Consider the following 26445-nt stretch of genomic DNA (forward strand, 5'->3'; position numbering starts at 1 on the left):
GCTCGCGGCCATGGCGGCGCCCGCAGTCTGGCGAGCGCGGCGCGAGCCCGGCGCGCAATTCCTGCTGGCCTGGCTGGTCCCGTCCTGGATCGTGTTCGAGGCCGTGCTGACCAAGCTGCCGCACTATGTGCTGCCGCTGTACCCCGCGATCGCGATCCTCACCGCGGGGGCAGTGGAGCGGCGTGTGCTGTCGCGGTCCTGGCTGATGCGCGGCTCGGCCTGGTGGTTCGCGATCCCCGCGGCCGCCTCGATCATCGCGGTGGTCGGCGCGGTGATGCTGACGCGCCAGCCGGCCTTCGTCGCCTGGCCGTTCATCGCGGCGTCGCTGATCTTCGGCCTGTTCGCCTGGTGGCTCTACGACAACAATCGCGCCGAGCGCTCGTTGCTCAACGCGCTGGTCGCCGCGCTGATGCTGGCGGTGACGGTCTACGGCATCGTGCTGCCGTCGCTGACCCCGCTGTTTCCGAGCATCGAGATCGCGCGCGCGCTTCGCAACGTCGCCTGCGTCGGACCGAAGGCGGCTGCTGCCGGCTATCACGAGCCGAGCCTCGTCTTCCTGACGGGCACGCAGACGCTGCTCACCGACGGCTCGGGCGCGGCCGATTTCCTGCGGCAGGGCAGCTGTCGCTTCGCGCTGATCGAGCAACGCTCGGAGCGTAGCTTCGTGCAGCGCGCCGAGGCGATCGGGCTGCGCTACAAGGTCGGTACGCGCATCGAGGGCTATAATTTCTCGCAAGGGCGCGCGATCGCGATCTCGATCTTCCGCTCGGAAGGCACCGAATAGATGCGGGCCCCGAACGACATTGGGCCGCCTGCAGGCTATCCCGCGCAATTGCTCGCCGTGTCCTGGCATGCGCTGGCGCAGCTCGTGCGCACGCCCTCGCATTCGCGCCGCGCCGAGGCCGCACGGAGGCTGGCGCGGCATTCGCTCTGGATCAGTGCAGCGGGCGCAGCCCTGATCATCGTGCTGATGGTCGCGTTCGATCTGCCCGAGATCCAGCTGATGCCGGCTCGCGGCACGCCAAGCCTGTGGCCAATCCGCATCCTCACCGATTTCGGCAAGGACGAGTATGTGCTGTCGGTGCTGGGGGCTGCGCTTGTGGCTCTGGCATTCGTTGCGGCAGGGCTTCATGGAACCCGCCGCGCGCTGCTCCTCGGCTTCGGCACGCGGCTGCAATTCATGTTTCTGTCTGTTGCCGTCTCAGCATTCGTCGCCGAGATCCTGAAATATCTCATCGGACGCGGACGTCCGTTCGTCGGCGGACAGGCCAATCCGTTCAACTTCATTCCGTTCGAGGGGACGGGGGCTTACGCCAGCCTGCCGTCGGGCCATGCAGTGGCAGCGTTCGCCTTGGCGTTTGCAGTGTCAGCATTGTGGCCGCGCCTGCGCGTGTTCATGTTCACTTACGCAATCGTGATCCTCTTGACGCGCTTGGTGCTGCTCGCGCATCACCCGAGCGACGTCGTGGCCGGCGCCATGGTCGGCACGGTCGGCGCCTTGGCCGTCCGCTATTGGTTCGCGGCTCGAAGGCTGGGCTTTGCCATCCGCGCCGACGGCACGATCGTGCCCCTTCCAGGGGCGGTATCGAGCCGTCTCAAAAGGGTTGCCCACGGGGCATCCGCCCCATAAAAGCGGCTGCCTGCCGGGATGCCGGTTCCTTGGAGGCAGGCCAATTCCAACCACGAGCCTTGATTTGTCGACGTCCCAGCCATCGGTTTCCATCGTCGTTCCCGTGCGCAACGAAGCCGACAACATCGCGCCCTTGATCGAGGAGATCACGGCGGCGCTCGATGGCCGCTGGGCCTATGAGATCATCTACGTCAACGACGGCTCGACGGATGCGACCGGCGAGCGGCTTGCCGGCATCATGAAGCAGCGGGGCAATCTGCGTCAGCTCCGCCATGCGAGATCGGGCGGCCAATCGGCAGCCGTGCGCAGCGGCGTGCGTGCGGCGCGCGGGGTGATCGTCGCCACGCTCGACGGCGACGGCCAGAACAATCCGGCGTTCCTGCCGGACCTGATCGCGGCGGTCGACAAGGGAGCGGGGCGCGTCGGGCTCGCCGCCGGCCAGCGGATCGGGCGCAAGGACACCGGCTTCAAGAAGTTTCAGTCGCGCGTGGCGAACGGCGTTCGCAACGCGATCCTGAAGGATGGCACGCGCGACACTGGCTGCGGCCTGAAGGCGTTCCGGCGCGACGTCTTCCTGATGCTGCCCTATTTCGACGGCCTGCATCGCTTCCTGCCGGCGCTGGTCCGCCGCGAAGGCTACGACATTGCCTATGTCGACGTGATCGACCGGCCGCGCCGTTCCGGCGTGTCGAATTACGGCTTCTTCGACCGGCTGTGGATCGGCATCATGGATCTCGCCGGCGTGTGGTGGCTGATCCGCCGCAAGAAGACGACGCCAGATGTGACCGAGGTGAACGCATGATCATCCAATACGGTCAGGCGCTGAGCAACTATCTCTACGACGTCTTCGTCGCCAAATTCGATTTCTGGCTCGCGTTCGGCCTCGTCGCGCAATTGTTCTTCACCGCGCGCTTCCTGGTGCAGTGGATCGCGAGCGAACGCGCCGGCAACAGCGTGGTGCCGATGGCGTTCTGGTTCTGCTCCATGGGCGGCGGGCTGATGACGCTGGTCTACGGCGTCGTGAAGCGCGAGCCGGTCATCATCCTCGGACAGGCGCTCGCGACCATCATCTATATCCGCAACATCATGCTGATCGTGAAGAACCGCGGCAGCGCCTCGAAGACGCTGGACCGCTGAGCGGAGGCGCTAGCGCGGCAGCGCCGACGCCGCGCCTGACGCGGGCAGGGCGGCTTGATCGGCCTCGTGCCGGCGATAGGGTTCGCCGGCCGCGTCCAGCACGGAGTAGGCGACCGAGCAGATATGTGAGTGGATGCGGCGCAGATCGCGCAGCACATCCAGATGCAGCGACGTGGTCTCGATGGTCTCGGGGCGGCCCTCGCGCAGCCGATCCAGATGGCGCTCGACGGCGGCAAGCTCGGTGTTGCGGAGCGCCGTCTTCTCCACCAGCAGCTTGCGCGCCTCATTGGCGTCGCCCGACATGAAGACGCCGAAGGCGATCCGCAGCGAATCCATCGTGCGCTTGTGGAAAGCGGCGAGCTCCTCGGCCCCCTCGGCCGAGAACTGGAAGCGCCGCTTGATCTTCTTGGTGGCGAGCTCGCTCAGGCTCTTGTCGATGATATCGCCGATATGCTCGAGGTTGATGGCGAAGGAGATGATCTCCATCGCGCGCCGTCCTTCGCTCTCGTCGAGGCTGCCCCGCATGAGTTTCGTCACGTAGAGCTTGATGGCCTCGTCGAGACCGTCGACGAGATTGTCCGTCTTAGAGACCTGGTCGACCAGCGCACGGTCGCCGGTCATCATCGCGGCCATCACCTTGCGCAGCATGACCTCGACGAGGTCGCCCATGCGCAAGGTCTCGCGGGCGGCGTCGGCGAGCGCCAGTGACGGCGTCTCCAGCGCGGTCTCGTCGAGATAGCGCGGGCGGGCCGGATCGGCCTCCTTGACGCGATCCGGCAGCAGCCGGGTCAACAGGCGCGACATGATATCGAGTAGACCGATGAAGAGGACGGCGGTGCCGACGTTGAAGGCGATGTGGAAGGCCGCTGTCATCCGGGCAAGATCGGGCTGCCAGGTGTGCAGGTGCTCGGCGATCACGCCCAGGAAGGGCAGGACCAGGGCAATCCCGATCACGCGGTTGACGAGATTGCCGACCGGCAGGCGGTAGCTCGCGGGGTCGTCGCGCCTGGCGCCCTCGAACACGGGATTGATGGCGCTGCCGAGATTGGCCCCGAGCACCAGCGCGAGGGCCGCGTAAGGCGTCACGAACTGCGAATAGGCCAGCGACATGATCAACAGGACGCCGGCGACGCTCGAATGCACCGCCCAGGTGACGAGAGCCGCGATGACGATGCACAGAATGGGATCGCCTGTTATGGCCGACATCACGACGCGGACGCCGGGCGCGTTCTCCGCCGGCGCCAGCGTGTCGAGCAGAATGTGCAGCGAGAGCAGCATCAGGCCGAGGCCGATGCAGACACGGCCGATGTCCTTGATCCGCGATCGCGGGCCTGAGCGGAAGGCGACGAGCCCGAGCACGAACAGCACCGGCGCAACGGCTGCGATGTTGAACGACAGCACCTGCACGATCAGCGTCGTGCCGACATTGGCCCCGAGCATGATGGCGAGCGCGGCGGCGAGGCTGACGAGACCCTCGGCGGCGAACGAGCTGGTGATCAGCGCGGTCGCCGTGCTGCTCTGGAGCAGGGCAGTGAGCCCGATGCCGGCGGCGAAGGCGCTAAGGCGGTTACTCAGCGCCTTGCCGAGCAGACGCCGCAGGTCGGGACCGAAGGCGCGCAAGATCCCGCTGTGGACCATGTGCAGGCCCCACAACAACAGCGCAACGCCGCCCATGAGATCGAGCAGAACCAACGTTCCCATGCTCCATGTCCGGATTGGAGTCGACTGGTGAGGCTAGCGCCAAACGGCACCGGATCAAATCATTTGTTGGCGCGTCGCCGTTAACGTTTACGGCGCGTGCACGTTCCCGCGGCGCGCGATTGCGCGTCCGCCGGCGCGCTGCCGCGTGCTCGGGCACGATGCCCTGTGAGCAGGCTCACATTGCCGCCTTGAGAGCAGCGAAGCCGCGAACGAGATCGGCCTTGAGGTCGTCGACGCTCTCGAGCCCGATGTGCAGACGCAGAGTCGGACCGCCCGGCGCCCATTTGGTCGCGGTACGGTAGCTGTCGCAGTCGAAGGGAATCACGAGGCTCTCGAAGCCGCCCCAGGAGAAGCCCATGCCGAACAGCTTGAGCGTGTCGAGCATGGTGTCGACCGCCTTCTGCGGCGCCGGCTTCAGCACGATGCTGAACAGGCCGGACGCGCCGGTGAAGTCACGCTTCCAGATCGCATGGCCGGGATCGGTTTCCAGTGCCGGATGCAGCACGCGCGCGACTTCGGGTCTGGCGGCGAGCCAGCGCGCCATGTCGAGCCCCGAACGATGATGCTGCGCCAGCCGCACCGACAGCGTGCGCAGGCCGCGCAGTGCCAGGAAGACGTCGTCGGGGCCGGCACAGACGCCGAGCAGGCGGATGCCTTCGGCGACCATCGGCCAAGCCTTGGCGTTGGCCGAGATAGTGCCGAACATGATGTCGGAATGACCGCCGATATATTTGGTGGCCGCCTGCATGCTGATGTCGACGCCCTGTTCGAGGGAGCGGTGATAGAGCGGCGTCGCCCAGGTGTTGTCGTCGATGACGAGCGCGCCGCGACCATGGGCGACCCCGGCGATGGCGCGGATGTCGGGCATCTCGAACGACTGCGAGCCTGGCGCCTCCACCAGGACGGCACGGGTGTTGGGCTTGAACAGCTTATCGATGCCGTCGCCGATCAGCGGATCGAAATAGGTGGTCTCGATGCCATAGCGGGTGAGCATGCCGTTGCAGAAATTGCGCGAGGGCCGATAGACGTTGTCGCAGACCAGGAGATGGTCGCCGGCCTTCAGCACCGAGAGCAGGGTGGTCGAGATCGCCGACAGTCCCGACGGCACGATGCCGACGCCGGCGCATTGCGGCCCCTCCAGCGCCATCAGCGTCTCCTGGAAGGCCTTCGTGGTGGGGGAACCGTGGCGGCCATACGTGAACTCGCCGCGATGGGCGTGCAGGTCCTCGGCGGTCGGATAGAGCACGGTCGAGCCGTGAAATACCGGCGGATTGACGAACCCCTTCTGCGCCTTGGTGTCGCGGCCGGAGGTGACCAGCCGGGTCTCGGCATGCTGCTGGGAGGGGTGCGAGGAATCCATGCGTCTGCTTTCAAAACCGCGTTTCCGGCGGGCGCGTCGCGCCCGCGGGCTGACCGAAAGGCCGCTGTCGTTAATAACAGAACACAGAAGAGTCCCGTCAACCCCTTGACCCGGCACGCCAGTCGTTCTGTGATGCGCAGGTGCTATTCAGTCGCCGCATGTTGAGGGGCCTGCCGCGACCTTCGATCCATCGCCTGACCGGACTTTGCGCCACAGCCATCACGGCGGGCGCCTTTCGGCGGGGATGAAGGTATGGCCTCCCGGGATCGGTGGGTGTTCGGCTAGGTTTTCGAGCATGAGTCTTGCAAGGCTAGCCTTGGTACGATTAGCCCTGGCAGAGATGACCCCAAAGACAACGTTCCCGACCTTGAGACGATTTTGAAAGGCCCAAAGCCCATGAAACGCGTAACCCTGGCTCTCACTCTGGCTCTCGCCGCCGGCCTCACCGCGCAGGCCGCCGATGCGCAAACGCTCAAGACCGTCAAGGACCGCGGCATGCTGTCCTGCGGCGTCAGCCAGGGTCTGCCGGGCTTCTCATCGCCCGACGACAAGGGCAACTGGACCGGGCTTGACGTCGACGTCTGCCGCGCCATCGCCGGGGCGATCTTCAACGATCCGACCAAGGTCAAATACGTGCCGCTGTCCGCCAAGGACCGCTTCACGGCGCTGCAATCCGGCGAGATCGACGTGCTCTCGCGCAACACCACCTGGACCATCTCGCGCGACACCTCGCTCGGCGCCAACTTCACCGGCGTGACCTATTATGACGGGCAGGGCTTCATGGTGAAGAAGTCGCTCAAGGTGAATTCGGCGCTCGAGCTCAACAGCGCATCGGTCTGCGTGCAGACCGGCACCACCACCGAGCAAAATCTCGCCGACTACTTCAAGGCCAACAACATGAAGTACGAGGTGATCGCGTTCGGCACCAACGACGAAACGGTCAAGGCCTATGAAGCCGGCCGCTGCGACGTCTTCACCACCGACCAGTCGGGCCTGTACGCCAATCGCCTCAAGCTCGCCAATCCCAACGACCACATGGTGCTCCCCGAAATCATCTCGAAGGAGCCGCTCGGGCCGATGGTGCGCCACGGCGACGACCAGTGGTTCGACATCGTGAAATGGACGCTGTTTGCGATGATCACGGCTGAAGAGCTCGGCGTGACCTCGAAGAACGTCGACGAGAAGGCGAAGCTGGAAAGCCCGGAGCTGAAGCGAGTGCTCGGCAGCGACGGTAATTTCGGCGAACAGCTCGGCCTGACCAAGGACTGGGTGGTACGGATCGTGAAGGCGGTCGGCAATTATGGCGAGGTGTTCGACCGCAACGTCGGCTCGGGCTCGCCGCTGGCCATCAACCGCGGTCTCAACAATCTCTGGAACAAGGGCGGTCTCCAGTACGCGCCGCCGATCCGCTGATCACCCTGATCCGCAGCTCGCGGCGATGAGCACCGAGGCCCGTAAACCGCCGCCCCAGATCGCGCTGAAGATCAGGCGCGTGCTGGGCGGCAAGGCAGGCTGGAACGGCATTGCCGTCCAGTTTGCCTTCGCGGCGATCCTGGGCTGGATCGGCTACGAGATCGTCTCCAACGCCCGCGCCAACCTCGAAAACCAGCACATCGCCGCCGGCTTCGGCTTCCTCCGCAACAATGCCGGCTTCGACGTCAATCAGACCCTGATCCCCTACACCGGCTCGGACACCTTCCTGCGCGTGTTCGTGGTCGGGCTCCTGAATACGCTCGTGGTCTCGGTGGTCGGCATCGTCTTCGCCACCGTGATCGGCTTCATCGTCGCGCTGTGCCGGCTGTCGCCGAACTGGCTCTTGTCGCGCGTCGGCGAGATCTATGTCGAGATCATCCGCAACCTGCCGCTGCTGTTCCAGATCCTGTTCTGGTACCTCGCGGTGCTGGCGGCGTTGCCCAATCCGCGGCAGAGCATTTCGCTGCTCGGCATTGCCTTCCTCAGCAACCGGGGCCTCGTCGTTCCCAGCCCGATCGGCGAGAGCGGCTTCGAGCCGTTCCTGGCGATGCTGGCGCTCGGCATCGTCGCGGCGCTGGCCTTGCGCATCTATGCGCGGCGCGCGCTGTTTCAGGAGGGGCGGATGATCCGGATCTGGCCCTATGTGCTGGGTCTGCTGTTCGGGCTGCCGCTCGCCACCATCTTGGCGTTCGGTTTGCCTTTCACCTTCGAGCTGCCGCAGCTCAAAGGGTTCAATTTCGCCGGCGGCTCACGAATCATCCCGGAATTCGTGGCGCTGACCTTGGCGCTATCGACCTATACCGCCGCTTTCATCGCCGAGATCGTGCGCGCCGGCATCCTGTCCGTCCACAAGGGGCAGATGGAGGCGGGGTCCTCGCTGGGCCTGAGCCGCGGCACCACGCTCCGGCTGATCGTCGTGCCGCAGGCCATGCGCGTCATCGTGCCGCCGCTGACCAACCAATATCTCAACCTCACGAAAAATTCCTCGCTGGCAGTCGCGATCGGCTATCCTGACCTGGTGTCGGTATTCGCCGGCACCTCGCTGAGCCAGACCGGGCAGGCGATCGAGATCATCGCCATGACGATGGGCGTCTACCTCCTGATCTCCCTCGTCACCAGCGCGATCATGAGCGTCTACGGTTGGCGCGTCAGCCGGAGCCTCGGCGCATGAGCGATATTGCGACGTCCGCCTTCGTCCGTCGGGACCTGGTCGCCGAGCGTCCCGCGCCGGTCAAGACCACGGGCTTCATCGGCGTGATGCGCACCCGCCTGTTCAACTCGCCGACCAACATCCTGCTCACGATCGTGGGCGCCTTGCTGCTCTGGTTCACCATCGTTCCCTCCGTCAAGTTCCTGATGGTCGATGCGGTCTGGACCGGCAAGGATCGCACGGCTTGCCTTGCCGAGAACGCCGGTTTTGCGGTCGGCGCCTGCTGGCCCTACATCCAGGCCAAGCTTCCGCAACTGATCTACGGCTTCTATCCCGAGGCCGAGCGCTGGCGGGTCAATCTCACGTTCGTCTTGGCGGTGGTCCTGCTGGCGCCGATGCTCATTCCCAGGCTGCCCGCGAAGGGGCTGAATGCCAGCCTGTTCTTCATCGCCCTTCCGGTGGTGGCATTCTTCCTGTTGCACGGCGGCGGCATCAAGGGATTTGGCCTGAGCTGGACCGCCGGCCTGCTGCAACTGTTCGACGAGAGCATCATCGGTGCCGGGCAGGCGCTGCTCAATCTCAGCAAGACGTCCGCCATCGCACCGCTGCTGTGGGCCGTCGGGAGCCTCATCGTGCTGGTCGGCACAGCGATCTCCTGGCTGATCTTTCCGCTCACCTGGCTGCTCGATCATATCCAGGAGACGGGGCAGCCGGTCTGGGCCGATTTCGCCATCACGGCCGCGATTGTCTGCCTGATCGCCTTCGTTCTTGGCGGCGGCATTCGCACCGGGGGGCGGGCACTGGCATCCAGCATCGCCACCTTCATTGGCATCGCGATCGTCATCAAGCTGATGGGCCTCGACCGTGGGGGATTGCCGGTTGTGGCAACCAATCTCTGGGGTGGCCTTGTGGTGACGCTGGTGGTCTCCGTCACCGGCATCGTCACCTCGCTGCCGATCGGTGTCGCGCTGGCGCTCGGCCGCCGTTCCACCATTCCGCTGATCCGGATTTTTTCGATCGCCTTCATCGAGTTCTGGCGCGGCGTGCCGCTGATCACCGTGCTGTTCTTCGCAACCTATATGCTGCCTTTGTTCCTGCCCGGCAATTTCACCGTCGATGGCCTCGTGCGCGCCCTGATCGGGATTGCGCTGTTCACGGGCGCCTATCAGGCCGAGAACGTCCGCGGCGGCTTGGCCGCGATTCCGCGCGGGCAGGGCGAGGCGGCCGCGGCCCTGGGGCTATCCTGGTGGAAGACGACCTCGCTGATCGTGTTGCCGCAGGCGCTGCGCCACGTCATTCCGAACCTCGTCAACAGCTTCATCTCGCTGTTCAAGGACACCTCGCTGGTCTCGATCGTGGCGCTGTTCGATCTTCTCGGCTCGCTCCGCGCCTCGTTCTCGGATCCGAAATGGTCGACGCCGTCGACCGCGTTCACCGGATTTGCCTTTGCCGGCGTCATCTATTTCATCTTCTGCTTTGGAATGTCGCGCTACTCGCTGTTCGTCGAGCACCGCCTCAACGCTCACCGCCGCAACTGATGGAGCTCACCATGTCCGACCCCATCGTCAAGATTTCCGGCCTCAACAAATGGTACGGCGACTTTCACGTCCTGCGCGACATCGACTTGGAGGTCCATAAGGGCGAGCGCATCGTGATCTGCGGGCCGTCGGGCTCGGGCAAGTCGACGCTGATCCGCTGCATCAACGCGCTGGAGGAATTCCAGGAGGGCGAGATCGTCGTCGACGGCATCGAGCTCGGGCCGAACCTCAAGCATATCGATGCGGTGCGACGCGAAGTCGGCATGGTGTTTCAGAGCTTCAATCTGTTCCCGCATCTCACGGTCCTCGATAATTGCACGCTGGCGCCGATCTGGGTGCGCAACATCCCCAAGAAGGATGCCGAGGAGGCCGCCATGAAATTCCTGGAGCGGGTCAAGATCCCGCACCAGGCCAACAAGTTTCCCGGCCAGATGTCCGGCGGGCAGCAGCAGCGCGTCGCGATCGCCCGTGCGCTGACCATGAACCCTAAAGTGATGCTGTTCGACGAGCCGACCTCGGCGCTCGACCCCGAAATGGTCAAGGAGGTGCTCGACACCATGGTCGATCTCGCCGAGGAGGGCATGACCATGCTGGTCGTCACCCACGAGATGGGCTTTGCCCGCGAGGTCGCCAACCGCGTCGTGTTCATGGACGCCGGCCAGATCATCGAGGCCAACACGCCGAAAGAGTTCTTCGCCGCCCCGCAGCACGCCCGCACCAAGCTTTTCCTGAGCCAGATCCTGCGCTGAGCCCCGGGAAATCCCGGGGGCGTCCCCGCTCCAGCTGATCGGCCGGCCCCGGCCGCGAATCAGTTAGACTCTTTCCGGGCAATCCTCCGGAGAGACACCTTGCAGAGCAGCGGCGGCGCGCGCGCATTCCAGAACGCGCGATTGCAGAAGAAATTGATGAAGCAGGCGGATGCCATCCTCGCCGCCGCGGCCGCCGCGTATGGCCAGGGCAGATTTGCCGAGACCGAGGCGCTCTGCCGTGAGATCCTGAAAGCAATTCCGGATCATGTCGACGCCATGCACCTGTTCGGCATGTGCGCGCATGACGGCCGGCGCCTGGAGGAGGCGCAACAATTGCTTGAGCGCGTGATCGAGCTCGATCCGCGCCTGCACGATGCCCATAACAATCTCGCCACCGTGCATTTCGACCTTGGTAACTACGAAGAGGCGCGGCGGTGTCAGGAGAGGGCCATCGCGCTGAAGCCGAATTTCGCGGTGGCGCTGACCAACCTCGGCAATACGCTGATGCATTTAGGGCTGTACGGACAGGCGCTCGAGCTGCACGAACGCGCCATCAAGTTGAAGCCGGATTATGCCGATGCGTTCTGCAATCGCGGCATGGTCGAGATCTTGCTGGGACAAGTCACTCGCGCCAAGGAAAGTTTCGATCGCGCCCTGCTGTTTCAGCCGCGTCACGCCGAGGCCATCGTCGGCAGCGGCATGGTCAGCATGGAGCTGCGGCACCACGAGGAGGCGGCAGCCAAGTTTGCCATGGCGCTCGCGATCAAGCCCGGCGCGCCGAGGATCCTGGCCCAACGCGGGCGCCTCAGTTACGAGCTGCAGCGCCTGGAGCCCGCGCTTGCGGATTTCGAGGCGGCGCTTGCAATTTCGCCCAAGCTCGAACTGGCGCTCCGGGGCAAGGCGCAGGCCTGCCTCGTCATGGGAAAGACCGCGCAGGCGATGGCGGCCGCGACGACCTTGATCGAGCGAAATCCGCGCTCCGAGATGGGGTTGGCGCTGATGGGCTTCGCTTATTCGAACCAGGGCGACATGGACTCCGCGATCGAATATCTCGATCGTGCGCTGGCGATCCGACCGGACTATGGGGATGCGATCAGGGGCAAGATCTTCTTGCAGGACTATCGCGCCGAGGCCGATTTCGTGGTCCAGCAGGCGGTCCGACGAGACTGGTGGGACTTGATCGGCTCCAAGCTGCCGCGAAGGGAGCTGCCGAAGCGGCCGCTTGATCCGGAAAAGCGGATCGTGGTCAGCTATGTTGCTGCCGAATTCCGGCAACACTCGGCCGGGCTCACCCTGCTGCCGGTGCTGCGCCATCATGATCACGCCAGATTTGAAATCATCTGCTACTACTCTTGGCCGGGAGAGGACGAGTACACCGCCAAGTTCAAGCAAATGGCGGACGTCTGGGTCGACGCCTGGCAGCTGTCGGACGACGAACTCGCCGATCGCATTCAGGCCGACAATGTCGACATCCTCATCGACGTTTCGGGCCACACGACGGGTAACAGGCTGCAGGTCTTCGCGCGGAAGCCGGCCCCCATCCAGGCCACGGGCTTCGGACACGCGACGGGCACGGGCATGCAGACCATGGACTATGTGCTCGCGGATCCCATTTTCATTCCGCCATCGGTTCGGCATTTGTTTGCCGAAAAAATCCACGATCTGCCGTGCCTGATCACGATGGAGCCCGTCTCGGATCTGGCGCCTTCCGAGCTGCCGATGCTCCGCAACGGCTACGTCACCTTCGGCGTGTTCAACCGCATCTACAAGATATCGGACGATGCGATCCGTGTGTGGTCGCGCTTGATGCGAGAGCTGCCGGGATCGAAGATCATCCTCAAGCATGGTTTGCTCGATGACCAATTGCTGCGCGATAGCCTAGTCGCGCGCTTCGTGGCGCAGGGCGTTGCCGAGGAGAACATCACCTGCCTGGGCACCACCTCGCGCAACGACCATCTGGCGGCTTTTGCCAAGGTCGACATTTCCCTCGATACGTTCCCGCAAAATGGCGGCATCAGCACCTGGGAATCGCTCTACAAGGGTGTTCCGGTGGTGGCCAAGCTCGGCAACGGGGCGTCGTCGCGTGCCGGCGCCTCCATCGTGGCCGCCGTCGGCCTCGGCGACTGGGTCGCCGAGGATGACGAGGGCTATATCGAGATCGCTCGCAAATTTGCGACGCAGCCCGATCATCTCGCGAAGTTGCGCGCGGAGCTGCCGGCGCAGATTGCAGCCTCGCCCGCCGGCAATGTCGAGATCTACACGCGTGAGCTCGAGGCGGGTTACCGCCAGTTCTGGCGCGATTATTGTGCCGCTGCCTCGGAATGCGGCGAGGTGGCGTAGGCAAGTCGGTTGCGCCCCGGGGCGTTACTGGTCCAGCTGACGGGGCGGCTTCGGCCACGAATCAGTTAGACTCGCTCCGGGCCATCCTCCGGAGAGACACCTTGCAGAGCAGCGGCGCCGGCGCGCGCGCGTTCCAGAACGCGCGATTGCAGAAGAAATTGAAGAAGCAGGCGGACGCCATCATCTCCGTCGCGGCGAGCGCCCATGGCCAGGGACGATATGCGGAGACCGAGGCGCTCTGCCGTCAGGTCCTGCAAGCCGTTCCCGATCATTTCGATGCCACGCATCTGCTTGGCCTGTGCATGCATCATGGTGGCCGTCTGGTGGAAGCGCAACCGCTGCTCGAGCGCGCGATCGCGATCGATCCGCGTTCGCACGAAGCCCATAACAATCTCGCGACCGTGCACTCCGGTCTCGGGCGATTTGAGGCCGCCCGCGCATGTCAGGAGAAGGCGATCGCGCTGAAGCCGAATTTTCCGCAGGCCCTGACCAGCCTCGGTAATACCCTGTTGCATCTGAACCTGCCCGAAGAGGCGATCGAAGCGTACGACCGCGCCATTCGCCTGAAGCCGGACCATGCCGATGCGCTTTGCAATCGTGGCTTGGCTGAACTGACGCTGCGCCAGTTTGACCGCGCCAAGCAAAGCTTCGAGCGCGCGTTGGTGTTTCAGGCGCGGCACGTGGAAGCGCTCGTCGGCAAAGGTGTGGTCAGTATCGAGCTCAAGCACTACGATGAGGCGGAAGCCGCACTCGGCGCGGCGCTGACGATCAGGCCCAATTCGGCGAAGGCCCTGGCACACCGCGGACGGCTCCATCTCGAGCTGTCGCGCTCAGAGCGGGCGGCAGCGGATTTTGATGCAGCGCTGGCGCTTTCGCCCAGGCTCGAAGTGGCCTTGCAGGGAAACGCGCAGGTCGCGCTTGCTATGGGGAACACGGCGCAGGCGATTGCGGCCGTCAAGACCTTGCTCGAGGAAAATCCGCGCTCCGCGATCGCGATGACGCTGCTGAGCGCCTGTTTTGCAAACCAGGGAGAGATCGCAGCCGCGATCGAACATCTCGACGCCGCGCTGGCAATCGCGCCGGACCATGCGGACCTGATCGCGCGGAAGATCCACTTTCTGGACTTTCTTTCCGACGCCGATTTCGCGGTCCAGCAGGCCGCGCGAAAATATTGGTGGGAGGCGATCGGCGCCAGGTTGCCGCAACGGAAGCTCTCACCCCCGCAGCTCGATCCTGAGCGGCGGATCGTGATCGGCTATGTCGCTGCCGAGTTCTGGTACCATTCGGCGGCGTTTGGCCTGCTGCCGGTGCTGCGCCATCATGATCACACCAAATTCGAGATCGTCTGCTATTCGTGCTCGCCGTTGCGAGACGAGATGACGGCCGAATTCAAGTCGTTGGCGGACGTCTGGGTCGACGCTTGGCAGCTTTCGGACGACGAGCTGGCCGATCGTATCCAGGCCGACAAGGTCGATATCCTGATCGACGTGTCCGGGCATTCGACCGGCAACAGGCTCCCTGTATTCGCCCGCAGGCCGGCTCCCATCCAGGTCACGGGCTTCGGGCACGCGACCGGTACGGGCCTTCAGACCATGGACTACGTGCTCGCTGACCCGGTCTTCATTCCGCAATCGGCGCGCCATCTGCTCGCCGAAAAGGTTCACGATCTGCCGTGCCTGATCACGACCGATCCCATTCTGGATGTGCCGCCTTCGGAGCTTCCCATGCTCCGCAACGGCTATGTCACCTTCGGTGTGTTCAACCGCATCTACAAGATCTCGGGCCAGGCGATCCAAGTGTGGGCGAAAGTGATGCGCGAGGTGACCGGATCGAAGATCATCATCAAGCATACTTTGCTCGATGATTCCTTGCTGCGCGACAGTCTGATCGCGCGGTTCGTGGCGCAGGGCATCGCCGAAGAGAACGTCATCTGCATGGGCTCGACCCCACGCCACGAGCACCTGTTAGCCTTCGCGCAGGTCGACATCTCCCTCGATACGTTCCCGCAAAACGGCGGCGTCAGCACCTGGGAATCCCTCTATGCGGGCGTTCCGGTCGTCGCCAAGCTCGGCAACGGCGCCTCGTCGCGCGCCGGTGGCGCCATCGTGGCTGCCGTCGGGCTCAACGACTGGGTCGCCGAGGACGACGAGGGCTACGCCGCAATCGCGTGCAAATATGCGGCGCAGCCTGCACATCTGGCGAAGTTGCGCGCGGAGTTGCCGGCTCGGATCGCAGCTTCGCCGGCCGGCAATGTCGAGATCTACACGCGCAGGGTCGAGGCCGGCTATCGCCAGTTCTGGCACGACTATTGTGCTCCAGCCTCAAGAGGCGGCGAGGTCGCGTAAACAGCCGGCAGCGCAGGCCCCTTGGGCGCGCGCTTTCCGGACGTGAGGAATCTTACGGCAGTCAGACGAACGGCGGCTTGATGTTGCTGCGCTTCTCCAGCCACTCGGGCACGGGAAGGTTCTTGGCGCGCATGAAGTCCGCGTTGAACAGCTTCGACTGATAGCGGCTGCCGGAATCGCAGAGCACGGTGACGATCGTCTTGCCGGGCCCGAGTTGCTTCGCAAGGCGTATCGCGCCGACGATATTGATGCCGGTCGAGCCGCCGAGGCACAGGCCTTCGTGCTGGAGCAGCTCGTAGATCGCGCTGACGGCTTCGGCGTCGGGAATGAGATAGGCGTCATCGACCTTGGCCGTCTCGACGATCGCGGTCGCGCGGTTGAGGCCGATGCCTTCGGTGATCGAACCGCCGGGCGTCGCCTTGGGATCGCCGGTCCTGAAATATTCGTACATGCCGGCGCCGTGCGGATCGGCGCAGGCGATGCGGATGTTCTTGTTCTTCTCTTTGAGATAGCGGCTGACGCCGGCGAGCGTGCCGCCGCTGCCGACCGAGCAGACGAAGCCGTCGACCTTGCCGCCGGTCTGCTCCCAGATCTCGGGTCCTGTGGATTCGTAATGCGCCTTGGCATTGTCGAGGTTGTTCCACTGGTCGGCGAAGAGCACGCCATTGGGTTCGGTCTTGCGCAGCTCATCGGCGAGGCGCCGGCCGACATGCTGGTAGCTGTTGGGATTGGCATAGGGCAGGGCCGGCACCTCGATCAGCTCGGCGCCGCACAGCTTCAAGAAATCCTTCTTCTCCTGGCTCTGCGTCTCCGGGATCACGATCAGCGTGCGGTAGCCGCGCGCGCTCGCAACGACCGCAAGCCCGATGCCGGTGTTGCCGGCGGTTGCTTCGACCACGAGACCACCGGGCTTCAGCTCGCCGCGCTTCTCAGCCTCCAGGATCATCCATTTGCCGGCCCGGTCCTTCACCGACTGGCCGGGATTCATGAACTCGGCCTTGCCCAGGATGGTGCAGCCGGTCAATTCCGAGGCGCGCTTGAGCTTGATGAGCGGGGTGTTGCCGATGGCTTCGACAACGTCATTCTTGATGGTCATATCGGGGGAAATCACTGGCAAAGGGTTGATCAGCTTGGCCAGAACCTAGTGCTTGCAAGGCAAAAGGGGAAGGCTTTTGCGCTGCGGCGAAACCGGTCGAAGCCTCCGCCGCGGCAGGGATATTTATGAGAGCACAGACCCGGCGATGATCTGCGGGCCGCGAGGCGGGATATCGGTGGGAGAATATGGGCGATCTTCGTCGGAGCACGGAAGATATCGATCGTCGTGGGCGGTCCTCGCGACAATCTTCGCCTTCGGCGGCACGTCTCGATGCCGAGATGGGTGGAAGGCGCCTGGAGGCTGAAGGCATATCTGCGTGAGCGGGGGCGCGTTCGTGTTCGGCAATTGACGATCTCGTGAGAGTGGTCCGGCCGGACCTTAAGACCGAGCGGAAGTCGCGTGGGTGCTGATAAGCCGTGCGACAGGATCGAGCCGCGCCGGTGTTGCGGCAATATCACATGAAATCTTAGTAAGCTTGAGCGCGTGTCAGCGCGGCGTTGAAATGCAAGAAGCCGCTGCAAGACAGGGACATCTTGCATTTGCGCGGTCTCCACGTCCGTCTGTTCCGGCGCGCCTCTCGCACCTGCGGGACTGTCCCGCAGTTCCGCGCCCGGCTAATATGGTCTCAGGTTCCGCAGAAAGCATCACAGCTGTGAACGAGTTGTCCAACGCCCCCCGACTGCGCCGCCGCGAATCGGTTAATCCGGCTTCGCGGTGGCGGCTCGATCTGCCCGGCGGGGGGTGGATGTGACACAAGTTGTTCCTGCGATCGCCATGCGGCGGTCTCCGGGGTCTGCGTCCAGGACGCGGCACGCGGCGCGCTGGCTTGCGGCGCTGTGCCTCGCGGCCAGTTCGGGCGCTTGCGTGCTGACGCAGGATCTTCCCGATCCCGCGCTCGATGTTCCCACGCAGTACAAATACGCCGGCAAAGGGGATGCGCCGCCGCCGCTGGATTGGTGGCGCGGTTTCCGCTCCGCGGAGCTGACGCAGCTGATGCAGGAGGCGCAGACCGTCAACCTCGACATCGCCGCTGCGGTCGCGCGCATCGTCCAGGCCGACGCCCAGGCGCGGCAGGCGGGCGCGGCGCTGCTGCCGAGCCTGTCCACGGCCGGATCGGAAACCTATTCACGTACCTCGGGCTCGAGCGCCTCGGGCCTGTCCATCGGCGGACGCGAGGTCGTCAACTATTCGGCCTCGCTGAGCGCGAGCTACCAGCTCGACTTCTGGGGCCAGAACCGCGATGCGCTGCAAACGGCCGAGGAGACGGCGAACGCCAACCGCTTCGATCGCGACACGGTCGCGCTGACGACGCTGGCGGCCGTCGCCAATGCCTATTTCCAGGTGCTGGCCTCGCAGGACCGCATCAGGACCTCTCAGCGCAACATCGCGAGCGCGCAACGCATCCTCGATGCGGTCAAGGAGCGGCGTAAGGCCGGTACCGGAAGCGATCTTGACGTCGCCCAGCAGGAGAGCGTGGTCGCGAACCAGAAGGCCTTGGTGCCGCCGCTGCGCCAGACGCTCGACCAGAACATCAACGCGCTGGCTGTGTTGGTATCGCGCCCGCCGGAGAGCGTGCGCGTGCTCGGCGGCTCGCTGGACCGGATCGCGATCCCGCGCGTCACGCCCGGCCTGCCGTCCGAGATCCTGACGCAGCGGCCGGACATCCGCCGGCAGGAGGCGCAGCTCGCCTCGGCCACCGCGAACATCGGCAATGCCCGCGCGCAGTTCTTTCCGACGATCCAGCTGACCGGCAATGGCGGCTATCAGAGCTCGGCGCTGGTCTCGCTGTTCCAGCCGCATGCCGCTTTCTTCCAGCTCGTCGGCAGCGCCACGCAGCCGATCTTCGACGGCGGCAGGATCCTCGGCAATTTCGAACTTGCCAAGGCGCGGCAGGACGAACTGCTCCAGACCTACCGCAAGACCATCGTCCAGGCCTTTGCCGATGTCGACAACGCGCTGTTCTCGATCAAGCAGACCACGATCAAGCTGCAATTGCAGCGCGATGTCGTCACCGCCTCGCGCCGCGCCTTCGATCTCTCCGAGCAGCAATTGCGCGCCGGCACTGCCGACATCGTGACCGTGCTCAACACCCAACTGACCCTGTTCCAGGCGGAAGACGCGCTATCGCAGGCCCAACTCGCACGGCTTCTCGCCATCGTCAGCCTGTACCAGGCGCTCGGCGGTGGTTGGGAGCCGAGGATGGAGAAACCGGTCAATGCTCTTTAAGCCGGAGGCGAAGCAAGGCGCGAAGGAGGGGACGGCGAAAAAATCGCGCGGCCGCGGCCTGGTCATGACCCTGATCACGCTCGCGATCCTCGGCGGCCTTGGTTATCTCGGCTGGACCGTCACGCATCAGCAGCAGGCGAATAACCGCAACCAGCGGCCCGATCTGCCGGTGCCCGTGCTGGCGGCGAGCCCGCGCGTCCAGGACGTGCCGGTTTATCTCGACGGCGTCGGTGCGATCCGAGCGCTCAATACCGTGACCGTGCGCTCGCAGGTGGATGGCAAGCTGATCGCGGTCAATTTCACCGAAGGTCAGGACGTCAAGAAGGGCGACGTGCTCGGCGAGATCGATCCGGCGATTTATCAGGCGCAGTACGATCAGGCTGTGGCCAAGAAGGCGCAGGACCAAGCCCAGCTCGCCAACCAGCGCATTGACCTTGCGCGCTACGAGCAGCTCGCCGCCACCAATGCCGGCTCGAAGCAGCAGGCCGACACGCAGCGGGCCCTGGTGGCGCAGACCGAGGCGCTGATAAAGGCGGATCAGGCCGCGATCGACAATGCCGCGGCGACGCTGAGCTACACCAAGATCGTGGCGCCGCTCTCGGGCCGCGTCGGCCTGCGCCAGGTCGACCAGGGCAACATCATCCACGCCTCCGACACCACCGGCCTCGTCGTCATCACGCAGTTGCAGCCTATCGCGGTGTGGTTCAGCCTGCCACAGCAGCAGATCATGCGGGTCAACGCCGCGGCGGCGAAGGGGGCGCTCGCCGTCGACGTGTTCGGCAATGACGGCATCACGGTGATCGATACCGGCAAGCTCACCGGCATCGACAACCAGGTCGACCAGACCACCGGCACGCTCAAGCTCAAGGCCGAATTCCCCAACGCCAGTTACCAGCTCTGGCCGGGCCAGTTCGTCAATGTCCGTCTCAAAGTCGAGACCTTGACGCAGGCGCTGGTGGTGCCGACCTCTGCGGTGCAGCGCGGCCCGATTGGCACGTTCAGCTATGTCATCGGCGAGGACAACATCGTCTCGGCCAAGCCCGTGACGGTGACGCAGCAGAACGAGCATGACGCGGTCATCGCCAGCGGGCTGTCGCCGAGCGACAGGGTCGTCACCACGGGTTTTGCCAATTTGTCCGACGGCTCCAAGGTGACCGTCGGCCGCGACGACCAGACCCCCTCGGCCGATCTTGCCCCGCGCAAGCGCTCGCGCGGACCGGACGCTCAGAAGAAGGATGGCGCCAAAGAAGGCCAGAAGGATGGGCAAGGCAAGGACGGCGAGTTCCGCGCCAAGCGCAAGAGCAGCGAGGGCGACCAGAAGGGACAGACCGGACCGGCACCGGGGCCGGGGGCATCGGGAAGTGGAGCCAAGCAGCCATGATCCCGACAACAGCCGCCTGAAGCGGCAGGCGTGTAACCCATGGGTGTCTCCGAACCCTTCATCCGACGACCGATCGCAACCTCGCTGCTCGGCATCGCGCTGCTGATCGGCGGCGCGCTCGGCTACTTCGCGCTGCCGGTCTCGGCGCTGCCGCAGGTCGATTTCCCGACCGTGCAGGTGACGACGCAGCTTCCGGGTGCGAGCCCCGACGTGATCGCCTCGCTGATCACCGCGCCGCTGGAGCGGCAGCTCGGCCAGATCCCGTCGCTGTCGGCGATGAATTCGACGAGCTCGTTCGGCGTCAGCCAGATCTCGCTCCAGTTCGACCTCAACCGCGACATCGACGGCGCGACCCAGGACGTGCAGGCCGCGATCAACGCGGCGGCCGGCGTACTGCCCAAGACGCTGCCTTATCCGCCGACTTACGCCAAGGTGAATCCGGCGGACGCGCCGGTGATGACGCTGGCGCTGCGGTCGGACACGATCTCGCTGCGCGCGATGAGCGATATCGCCGACACCATTCTGGCGCAACGCTTGAGCCAGATCTCCGGCGTCGGACGGGTCTCGGTGCTCGGCGGGCTGAAGCCGGCCGTGCGCATCCAGGCCGACCTGGCGCGGCTGGCCGCCTACGGCATCGCCATGGAGGACCTGCGCACCGCGATCGCCAATGCCAACGTCTCGGGGCCGAAAGGTTCGCTCGACGGCGCGCAGCAATCGTACATCATCGCGGCCAATGACCAGATCGCCGCCGCGGACGCCTACAAGCCTGTTATCATCGCCTACCGCAACGGCTCGCCCGTCACCATCGCCGACGTCGCCCAGATCGTCGATGGTCTGGAGAACGACCGCACCGGCGGCTGGTACCAGGGCACGCCGGCCGTCATCATTGACATCCAGCGCCAGCCCGGCGCCAACGTCATCGACGTCGTCAGCCAGATCCGCGCGGAAATTCCCAAGGTTCAGCGCGCGATTCCGGCCGGCGTGAACCTCACCATCGTCTCCGACCGCACCGTCACCATCCGTGCCTCGGTCCATGACGTCCAGTTCACGCTGATCCTGAGCGTCGTGCTGGTGACCCTGGTGGTGCTGTTGTTCCTGCGTTCGCTGCGCGCCACGCTGATCGCCGGCGTGGCCCTGCCGTTGTCGCTGATCACGAGCTTCGGCATCATGTATTTTGCCGGCTTCAGCCTCGACAATCTGTCGCTGATGGCGCTCACGATCGGCACCGGCTTCGTCGTCGACGACGCCATCGTCATGATCGAGAACATCGTCCGCCACATGGAGAATGGCGAGAGTGCGATGGAAGCCTCGCTCACGGGCGCGAGCGAAATCGGCTTCACCGTGATCTCGCTGACGGTGTCGCTGATCGCGGTTTTCATCCCGCTCTTGTTCATGTCGGGCCTCGTCGGGCGCATGTTCCGCGAATTCGCGTTGACGCTGACCATCGCGGTCGTGACCTCGGCGGTGGTCTCGCTCACGCTGACGCCGATGATGTGCTCGCGGCTGCTCAAGCACGCCCATGAGGAGCTGGCGGTGCCGGGATTGGCCGCGATCAGCCGCTTCATCGACCGCACCGTCGAGTTCTATCACCGGACGCTTTTGTGGGTGCTTGAGCGTCAGCGCGCCACGCTGGTCGTAACCTTCGCCACGCTGGTTGCGACCCTCGTCCTCTATGTCGTCGCGCCAAAAGGCTTCCTGCCGCTTCAGGACACCGCCTCGATCACGGCCGTGACGGAAGCTGGACCCGACGTGTCGTTCGCGGAGATGCAGAAGCGGCAGGCCGAGGCGGCCGCTGCCATCAAGGCCGACCCCGACGTCGTCGGCGTGGTCTCAGTCATCGGCGCCGGCTCGGTGAACCCGACCACCAATGTCGGGCGCCTCGTCATGACCTTGAGACCGCGCGGCGAACGGCGTGACGATGTCGCGGCCGTCGTGATCCGCCTGAAGGAGAGGGTATCAGGCATCCCCGGCATGACCGTTTATTTCCAGCCGGTGCAGGACGTGCAGATCTCGACCCAGTCGAGCCGCTCGCAATATCAGTACACGCTGACCGGCACCGATGCGACGCTGGTCTCGGAATGGGCCGGCAAGCTGGTGGCGGAGATGCGGCGTGACCCGCTGTTCCGCGACGTCTCTTCGGAGGCGCAGGAAGGCGGGCTGCGGGCACAGCTCGATGTCGACCGTACCCGCGCCGGACAGCTCGGCGTGAGTCTGCAAGGAATTACCGACACGCTGAACGACGCCTTCGCGCAGCGGCAGATCTCGACCATCTACGGCCAGGCCAACCAGTACCGCGTCGTGCTGGAGGCGCTGCCGATGTACCAGCGCGATCCCTCGATCCTGTCGAAGCTCTATCTGCCGGGCGCCGCGAGCAGCATCGTCGGCGCGCCGAGTGCCCAGGTGCCGCTGTCGGCCGTGGCGACGCTGAAGCGCACCACGGCGCCGCTTGCGATTTCGCACCAGGCGCAATTCCCCTCCGTGTCCCTCAGCTTCAACCTCGCGCCCGGCGCGGCGCTCGGCGATGCCGTCGAGGCGGTCAAGACGATCGAAACCCGCATCGGCATGCCCAACAGCATCGTCGGCGTCTATGCCGGCGATGCCGCCGAATTCGCCAAGGCGCTCGCCGGCCAGCCCTGGCTGCTGCTCGCCGCCGTGATCACGATCTACATCGTGCTGGGTGTGCTCTATGAGAGCTACATCCACCCGATCACGATCCTGTCGACGCTGCCCTCGGCCGGCGTCGGCGCCATCCTGGCCCTGGTCCTGTGCGGGCAGGATCTCTCGGTGATCGGCCTGATCGGCATCATCCTGCTGATGGGTATCGTCAAGAAGAACGCGATCATGATGATCGACTTCGCGCTCGAGGCCGAGCGCGGGCAGGGGATGTCGCCGAACGAGGCGATCGTGCAGGCTTGTCTCTTGCGCTTCCGCCCGATCATGATGACGACACTGGCGGCCCTGTTCGGCGCATTGCCGCTGGCGATCGAGAGCGGCACCGGCGCCGAGCTGCGCTTCCCGCTTGGCATCTCCATCATCGGCGGCCTGCTGCTGAGCCAGTTGCTCACGCTCTACACCACGCCCGTGATCTATCTTGCACTCGATCGCATCAACCGCCGCCTCGAACAGGCGCTGCCGCCGGCCGAATCCGGCGGCCCGCCGGTCGCGGGCGCGACCGAGGGGATGCAGTGATGGCATCGATCTCGGAGCCCTTCATCCGCCGCCCGGTTGCGACCACGCTGCTGTCGATCGGGTTGTTCCTGCTGGGTGTCGTCGCCTACGAGTTCCTCCCGGTTGCCTCGGTCCCGAATGTCGACTTTCCCGCCATCTTCGTCTCGGCCAGCCGCCCCGGCGCCGATCCGTCCGTGATGGCCGCAACGGTGGCCTCGCCACTGGAGCGGCGGCTCGGGGAGATCGCCGGCATCAACCAGATCACGTCCACGAGCTCGCTCGGCACGACCAACATCCAGCTCCAGTTCGACATCGGCCGCAACATCGACAAGGCCGCCCGCGACGTGCAGGCGGCCATCAACGCCTCGCTCATCGATCTGCCGAGCGACCTACCGACACTGCCACGCTTCCGCAAAGCCAACACCGCCGGCGCGCCCGTCTTCGTGCTGGCGCTGACCTCGAAGACGCTGTCGGCCAGCGCGATCTACGACGTCGCCGATACGGTCATCGCCCAGCGCATCTCGCAAGTGCCTGGCGTCGGCGACGTCACGGTCTCCGGCGCCGATCAGCCGGCCGTGCGGGTACAGCTCAATCCAGTCGCGCTGTCGAACGCAGGCATCGCCACCGACGACGTCAGGACCGCGATCATCAATGCCAATCCGCTTGGTCCCGTCGGCATCTTCAACGGCGAGCGCCAGAGCGAGACTCTGGCGCTCAATCGACAGATGCGCACGGCGAAAGAGTTTCGCGACATCGTCATCAAAAGCTCGAACGGCAATTTCGTGCGGCTCTCCGACGTCGCCGATATCGAGGATTCCGTCCGCAACGCCCGCTCGATCGCCTGGTTCAACAAGCAGCCGGCGGTGCTGATCCAGATCACCAAGCAGGGCGATGCCAACGTGATCGATACCGTGGATCGCGTGAAGGCGTTGATCCCGGCATTGAAACAGTGGATCCCGGCCGGCGTCGAGATATCCACCCTGGTCGATCGCACCGGCACGATCCGCGCCAGTGTCCTGGACATGCAATGGACCTTGCTGGCGACCGCGTTCCTCGTCATGATCGTGGTGTTCGTGTTCCTGCGGCGGCTGACGCCGACGATCGCGGCGGGCATCTCGGTGCCGCTGGCCTTGGCCGGTACCTGTGCCGGCATGTGGATTGCGGGCTTTTCGATCGACAATCTGTCGCTGATGGCGCTGGCGATCTCCGTCGGCTTCGTGGTCGACGACGCCATCGTCATGATCGAGAACATGTTCCGCAATCTCGAGCACGGCATGCGGCCGTTCCGAGCGGCGCAGGAGGGCGCGAAGCAGATCGGCTTCACCGTGGTCTCGATCAGCCTGTCGCTGATCGCGGCGTTCACGCCGCTGATCTTCATGGACGGCATCGTCGGCCGGCTGCTCCGCGAATTCTCGTTGACGCTGACCTTCGCGATCCTGATCTCGACGCTGGTGTCGCTCACGGTCACGCCGATGATCTGCGCCCACTACATCCGGCAAACCACGTCCGGCACCGCGACTTTGTTCGATCGCCTGATCGAGGGCTCGCTGTCACGGATCGTCGCCTTCTACACCCGCACCCTGCGCACCGTGCTGGAATTCCCGCTGCTGACGCTGCTGGTGTTCTTCGCCACCATCGGCCTCACGGTGACGCTCTACATCAAGGTTCCCAAAGGCTATTTCCCGACCGACGATTCCGGCTTCGTGATCGGGGCGACGCGCGCCTCGGCCGACATCTCGTTTCAGTCGATGCTCGGCCTGCAGCAGCGGCTCGCCGAGATCGTGATGCAGGATCCGGCCGTCGCCGGCATCGGCTCGACCGTCGGCAGCGGCGGGGGCCCCGGAGCGGCGACCTCGAACCGCGGCACCATGTTCATCAGCCTGAAGCCGCCGGAGGAGCGCGACCACATCTCGACGCAGGTCGTGATCGACCGTCTCAGGCGCGCATTGTATCCCGTGCCCGGCATCCGCCTCTTCATGTTCGCCGCCCAGGACGTGCGCGCCGGCGGGCGACAGAGCGATTCCGACTACCAGTACACGCTGACCAGCACCGATCTCGGCCTGCTGCAGAAATGGGCGCCGATCGTGGCCAAACGCATGGAGAGCGTCGAAGGCATCACCGACATTTCCAGCGATCGCGATCCCGGCGGGCTTCAGCTGACCTTGTCGATCGACCGCCAGAAGGCCTCGGCGCTCGGCGTGAGGGTGCAGGACATCGACAATGCGCTGAACAACGCTTTCGCGCAGCGGCAGATCGGAATTATTTACACCCAGCGCAACCAGTACATGACCGTGCTGGAGATCGACCCGAAATTCCAGGTCGATCCCTCCAACCTCGATCGCATCTATGTCGCCGGCGCGGGCGACGCGCAGGTACCGCTGTCCGCCGTGGTCCATGCAACGCGTGGGCTCGCTGCGCTCGCGGTCTATCACTCGCAGTCGTTCCCCTCGACGACTGTGTCGTTCAACCTCTTGCCCGACGTGCCGCTCCAGGCCGCGACGCAAAACATCCAGCGTGCGGTCGAGGAATTGCACATGCCGGAAGGCATCCGCGGCAGCTTTGACGGCAATGCCGGCGATTTCGCCAAGACCAGCGGCCGCCAGCCACTCTTGATCCTCGGCGCGCTGGTCGCGATGTATATCGTGCTCGGCGTGCTTTATGAGAGCCTCGCCCATCCGCTCACGATCATCTCGACGCTGCCTTCGGCCGGCCTCGGCGCGCTGCTTGCGCTTCAATTGACCAATACGCCGCTGACGGTGATCGCCTTCGTCGGCATCATCCTGCTGATCGGCATCGTCAAGAAGAACGGCATCATGATGGTGGACTTCGCGCTCGATGCCGAGCGCCAGCGCGGGCTGTCCTCGGCGGAGGCGATCTTCGAGGCCTGCCAGGCGCGCTTCCGCCCGATCCTGATGACGACGATGGCGGCGCTGTTCGCCGGCATTCCGCTGGTGGTCGCGACCGGCCCCGGCACGGAACTGCGGCGTCCGCTCGGCATCACCATCATCGGCGGCCTGTTCGTCTCGCAGATCCTGACGCTCTACACGACGCCGGTGATCTACCTTCTGATCGACCGTCTGCGGCGGCGAACCGCGCCGCGCCCGCTGGCCACGCCGGCGGAATAGGTTGTTGAAGCGCCGCATCGAGCGTA

16 protein-coding genes and 1 pseudogene are annotated in these 26445 nt (G+C 64.9%); 14 read left to right on the forward strand and 3 right to left on the reverse strand.

The features are described from left to right. From CWO91_RS14630 to CWO91_RS14645, 4 genes and pseudogenes are all read left to right on the forward strand, one after another. Positions 1 to 784, forward strand: a pseudogene (locus CWO91_RS14630) (glycosyl transferase); the annotation flags it as partial. Then, positions 785 to 1630, forward strand: a complete 846-nt coding sequence (locus CWO91_RS14635) for a phosphatase PAP2 family protein (protein ID WP_130214068.1) — start codon at positions 785 to 787, stop codon at positions 1628 to 1630. Positions 1631 to 1694: 64 nt separating this feature from the next. Further along, the gene (locus CWO91_RS14640) at positions 1695 to 2432 is read left to right on the forward strand and encodes a glycosyltransferase family 2 protein (RefSeq protein ID WP_130214069.1); all 738 of its coding nucleotides are present in this window, start codon (positions 1695 to 1697) and stop codon (positions 2430 to 2432) included. After that, entirely contained in the window at positions 2429 to 2767 is a 339-nt protein-coding gene (locus CWO91_RS14645; protein WP_091894846.1) for a lipid-A-disaccharide synthase N-terminal domain-containing protein, read from the forward strand. The genes CWO91_RS14640 and CWO91_RS14645 overlap by 4 nt, the downstream gene beginning before the upstream one ends. A 9-nt stretch (positions 2768 to 2776) precedes the next feature. On the opposite strand, the gene CWO91_RS14650 is transcribed toward CWO91_RS14645, so the two are convergent. Together CWO91_RS14650 and metC are read right to left on the reverse strand one after the other, a co-directional pair. After that, positions 2777 to 4468, reverse strand: coding sequence for a Na/Pi cotransporter family protein (locus tag CWO91_RS14650; protein ID WP_130214070.1), 1692 nt, complete (start codon positions 4466 to 4468; stop codon positions 2777 to 2779). 175 nt (positions 4469 to 4643) lie between these two features. After that, the gene (metC, locus tag CWO91_RS14655; protein WP_130214071.1) at positions 4644 to 5828 is read right to left on the reverse strand and encodes a cystathionine beta-lyase; all 1185 of its coding nucleotides are present in this window, start codon (positions 5826 to 5828) and stop codon (positions 4644 to 4646) included. A gap of 396 nt (positions 5829 to 6224) precedes the next feature. On the opposite strand from metC, the gene CWO91_RS14660 reads away from it, so the two are divergent. From CWO91_RS14660 to CWO91_RS14685, 6 genes are all read left to right on the forward strand, one after another. Then, entirely contained in the window at positions 6225 to 7241 is a 1017-nt protein-coding gene (locus CWO91_RS14660) for an amino acid ABC transporter substrate-binding protein (protein ID WP_091894838.1), read from the forward strand. A 25-nt stretch (positions 7242 to 7266) separates the two neighbouring features. After that, a complete protein-coding gene (locus CWO91_RS14665) occupies positions 7267 to 8472 on the forward strand; it encodes an amino acid ABC transporter permease (RefSeq protein WP_130214072.1) in 1206 nt (401 codons plus the stop codon). After that, positions 8469 to 9989, forward strand: a complete 1521-nt coding sequence (locus CWO91_RS14670; protein ID WP_130214073.1) for an amino acid ABC transporter permease — start codon at positions 8469 to 8471, stop codon at positions 9987 to 9989. The genes CWO91_RS14665 and CWO91_RS14670 overlap by 4 nt, the downstream gene beginning before the upstream one ends. An 11-nt stretch (positions 9990 to 10000) precedes the next feature. Continuing rightward, complete coding sequence (locus CWO91_RS14675) at positions 10001 to 10738, forward strand: amino acid ABC transporter ATP-binding protein (RefSeq protein ID WP_091894905.1); 738 nt, start codon at positions 10001 to 10003, stop codon at positions 10736 to 10738. A gap of 99 nt (positions 10739 to 10837) precedes the next feature. Continuing rightward, positions 10838 to 13078 (forward strand): tetratricopeptide repeat protein, encoded by a 2241-nt coding sequence (locus CWO91_RS14680; protein ID WP_165405460.1) that lies wholly within the window; start codon positions 10838 to 10840, stop codon positions 13076 to 13078. A gap of 101 nt (positions 13079 to 13179) precedes the next feature. Further along, positions 13180 to 15423 (forward strand): tetratricopeptide repeat protein, encoded by a 2244-nt coding sequence (locus tag CWO91_RS14685; RefSeq protein WP_245471252.1) that lies wholly within the window; start codon positions 13180 to 13182, stop codon positions 15421 to 15423. A gap of 61 nt (positions 15424 to 15484) precedes the next feature. Here the strand turns inward: CWO91_RS14685 and CWO91_RS14690 are convergent, their stop codons facing one another. Further along, positions 15485 to 16519, reverse strand: a complete 1035-nt coding sequence (locus CWO91_RS14690; RefSeq protein ID WP_130214075.1) for a cysteine synthase A — start codon at positions 16517 to 16519, stop codon at positions 15485 to 15487. Between the two features lie 741 nt (positions 16520 to 17260). On the opposite strand from CWO91_RS14690, the gene CWO91_RS14695 reads away from it, so the two are divergent. From CWO91_RS14695 to CWO91_RS14710, 4 genes are read left to right on the forward strand one after another with little or no spacing between them, the layout of a single operon-like run. Beyond that, the gene (locus CWO91_RS14695) at positions 17261 to 18745 is read left to right on the forward strand and encodes an efflux transporter outer membrane subunit (protein WP_130214076.1); all 1485 of its coding nucleotides are present in this window, start codon (positions 17261 to 17263) and stop codon (positions 18743 to 18745) included. Then, on the forward strand, positions 18735 to 20126 hold the full coding sequence (locus tag CWO91_RS14700; protein ID WP_130214077.1) for an efflux RND transporter periplasmic adaptor subunit: 1392 nt from the start codon (positions 18735 to 18737) through the stop codon (positions 20124 to 20126). Before CWO91_RS14695 ends, CWO91_RS14700 begins: the two co-directional genes overlap by 11 nt. Positions 20127 to 20165: 39 nt before the next feature. Further along, positions 20166 to 23315, forward strand: a complete 3150-nt coding sequence (locus CWO91_RS14705; protein ID WP_130214078.1) for an efflux RND transporter permease subunit — start codon at positions 20166 to 20168, stop codon at positions 23313 to 23315. Further along, on the forward strand, positions 23315 to 26419 hold the full coding sequence (locus CWO91_RS14710; RefSeq protein WP_130214079.1) for an efflux RND transporter permease subunit: 3105 nt from the start codon (positions 23315 to 23317) through the stop codon (positions 26417 to 26419). The genes CWO91_RS14705 and CWO91_RS14710 overlap by 1 nt, the downstream gene beginning before the upstream one ends. The last annotated feature ends 26 nt before the right edge of the window (positions 26420 to 26445 follow it).

Source organism: Bradyrhizobium genosp. SA-3 (assembly GCF_004212635.1).
In the GTDB taxonomy this organism is placed as follows: domain Bacteria; phylum Pseudomonadota; class Alphaproteobacteria; order Rhizobiales; family Xanthobacteraceae; genus Bradyrhizobium.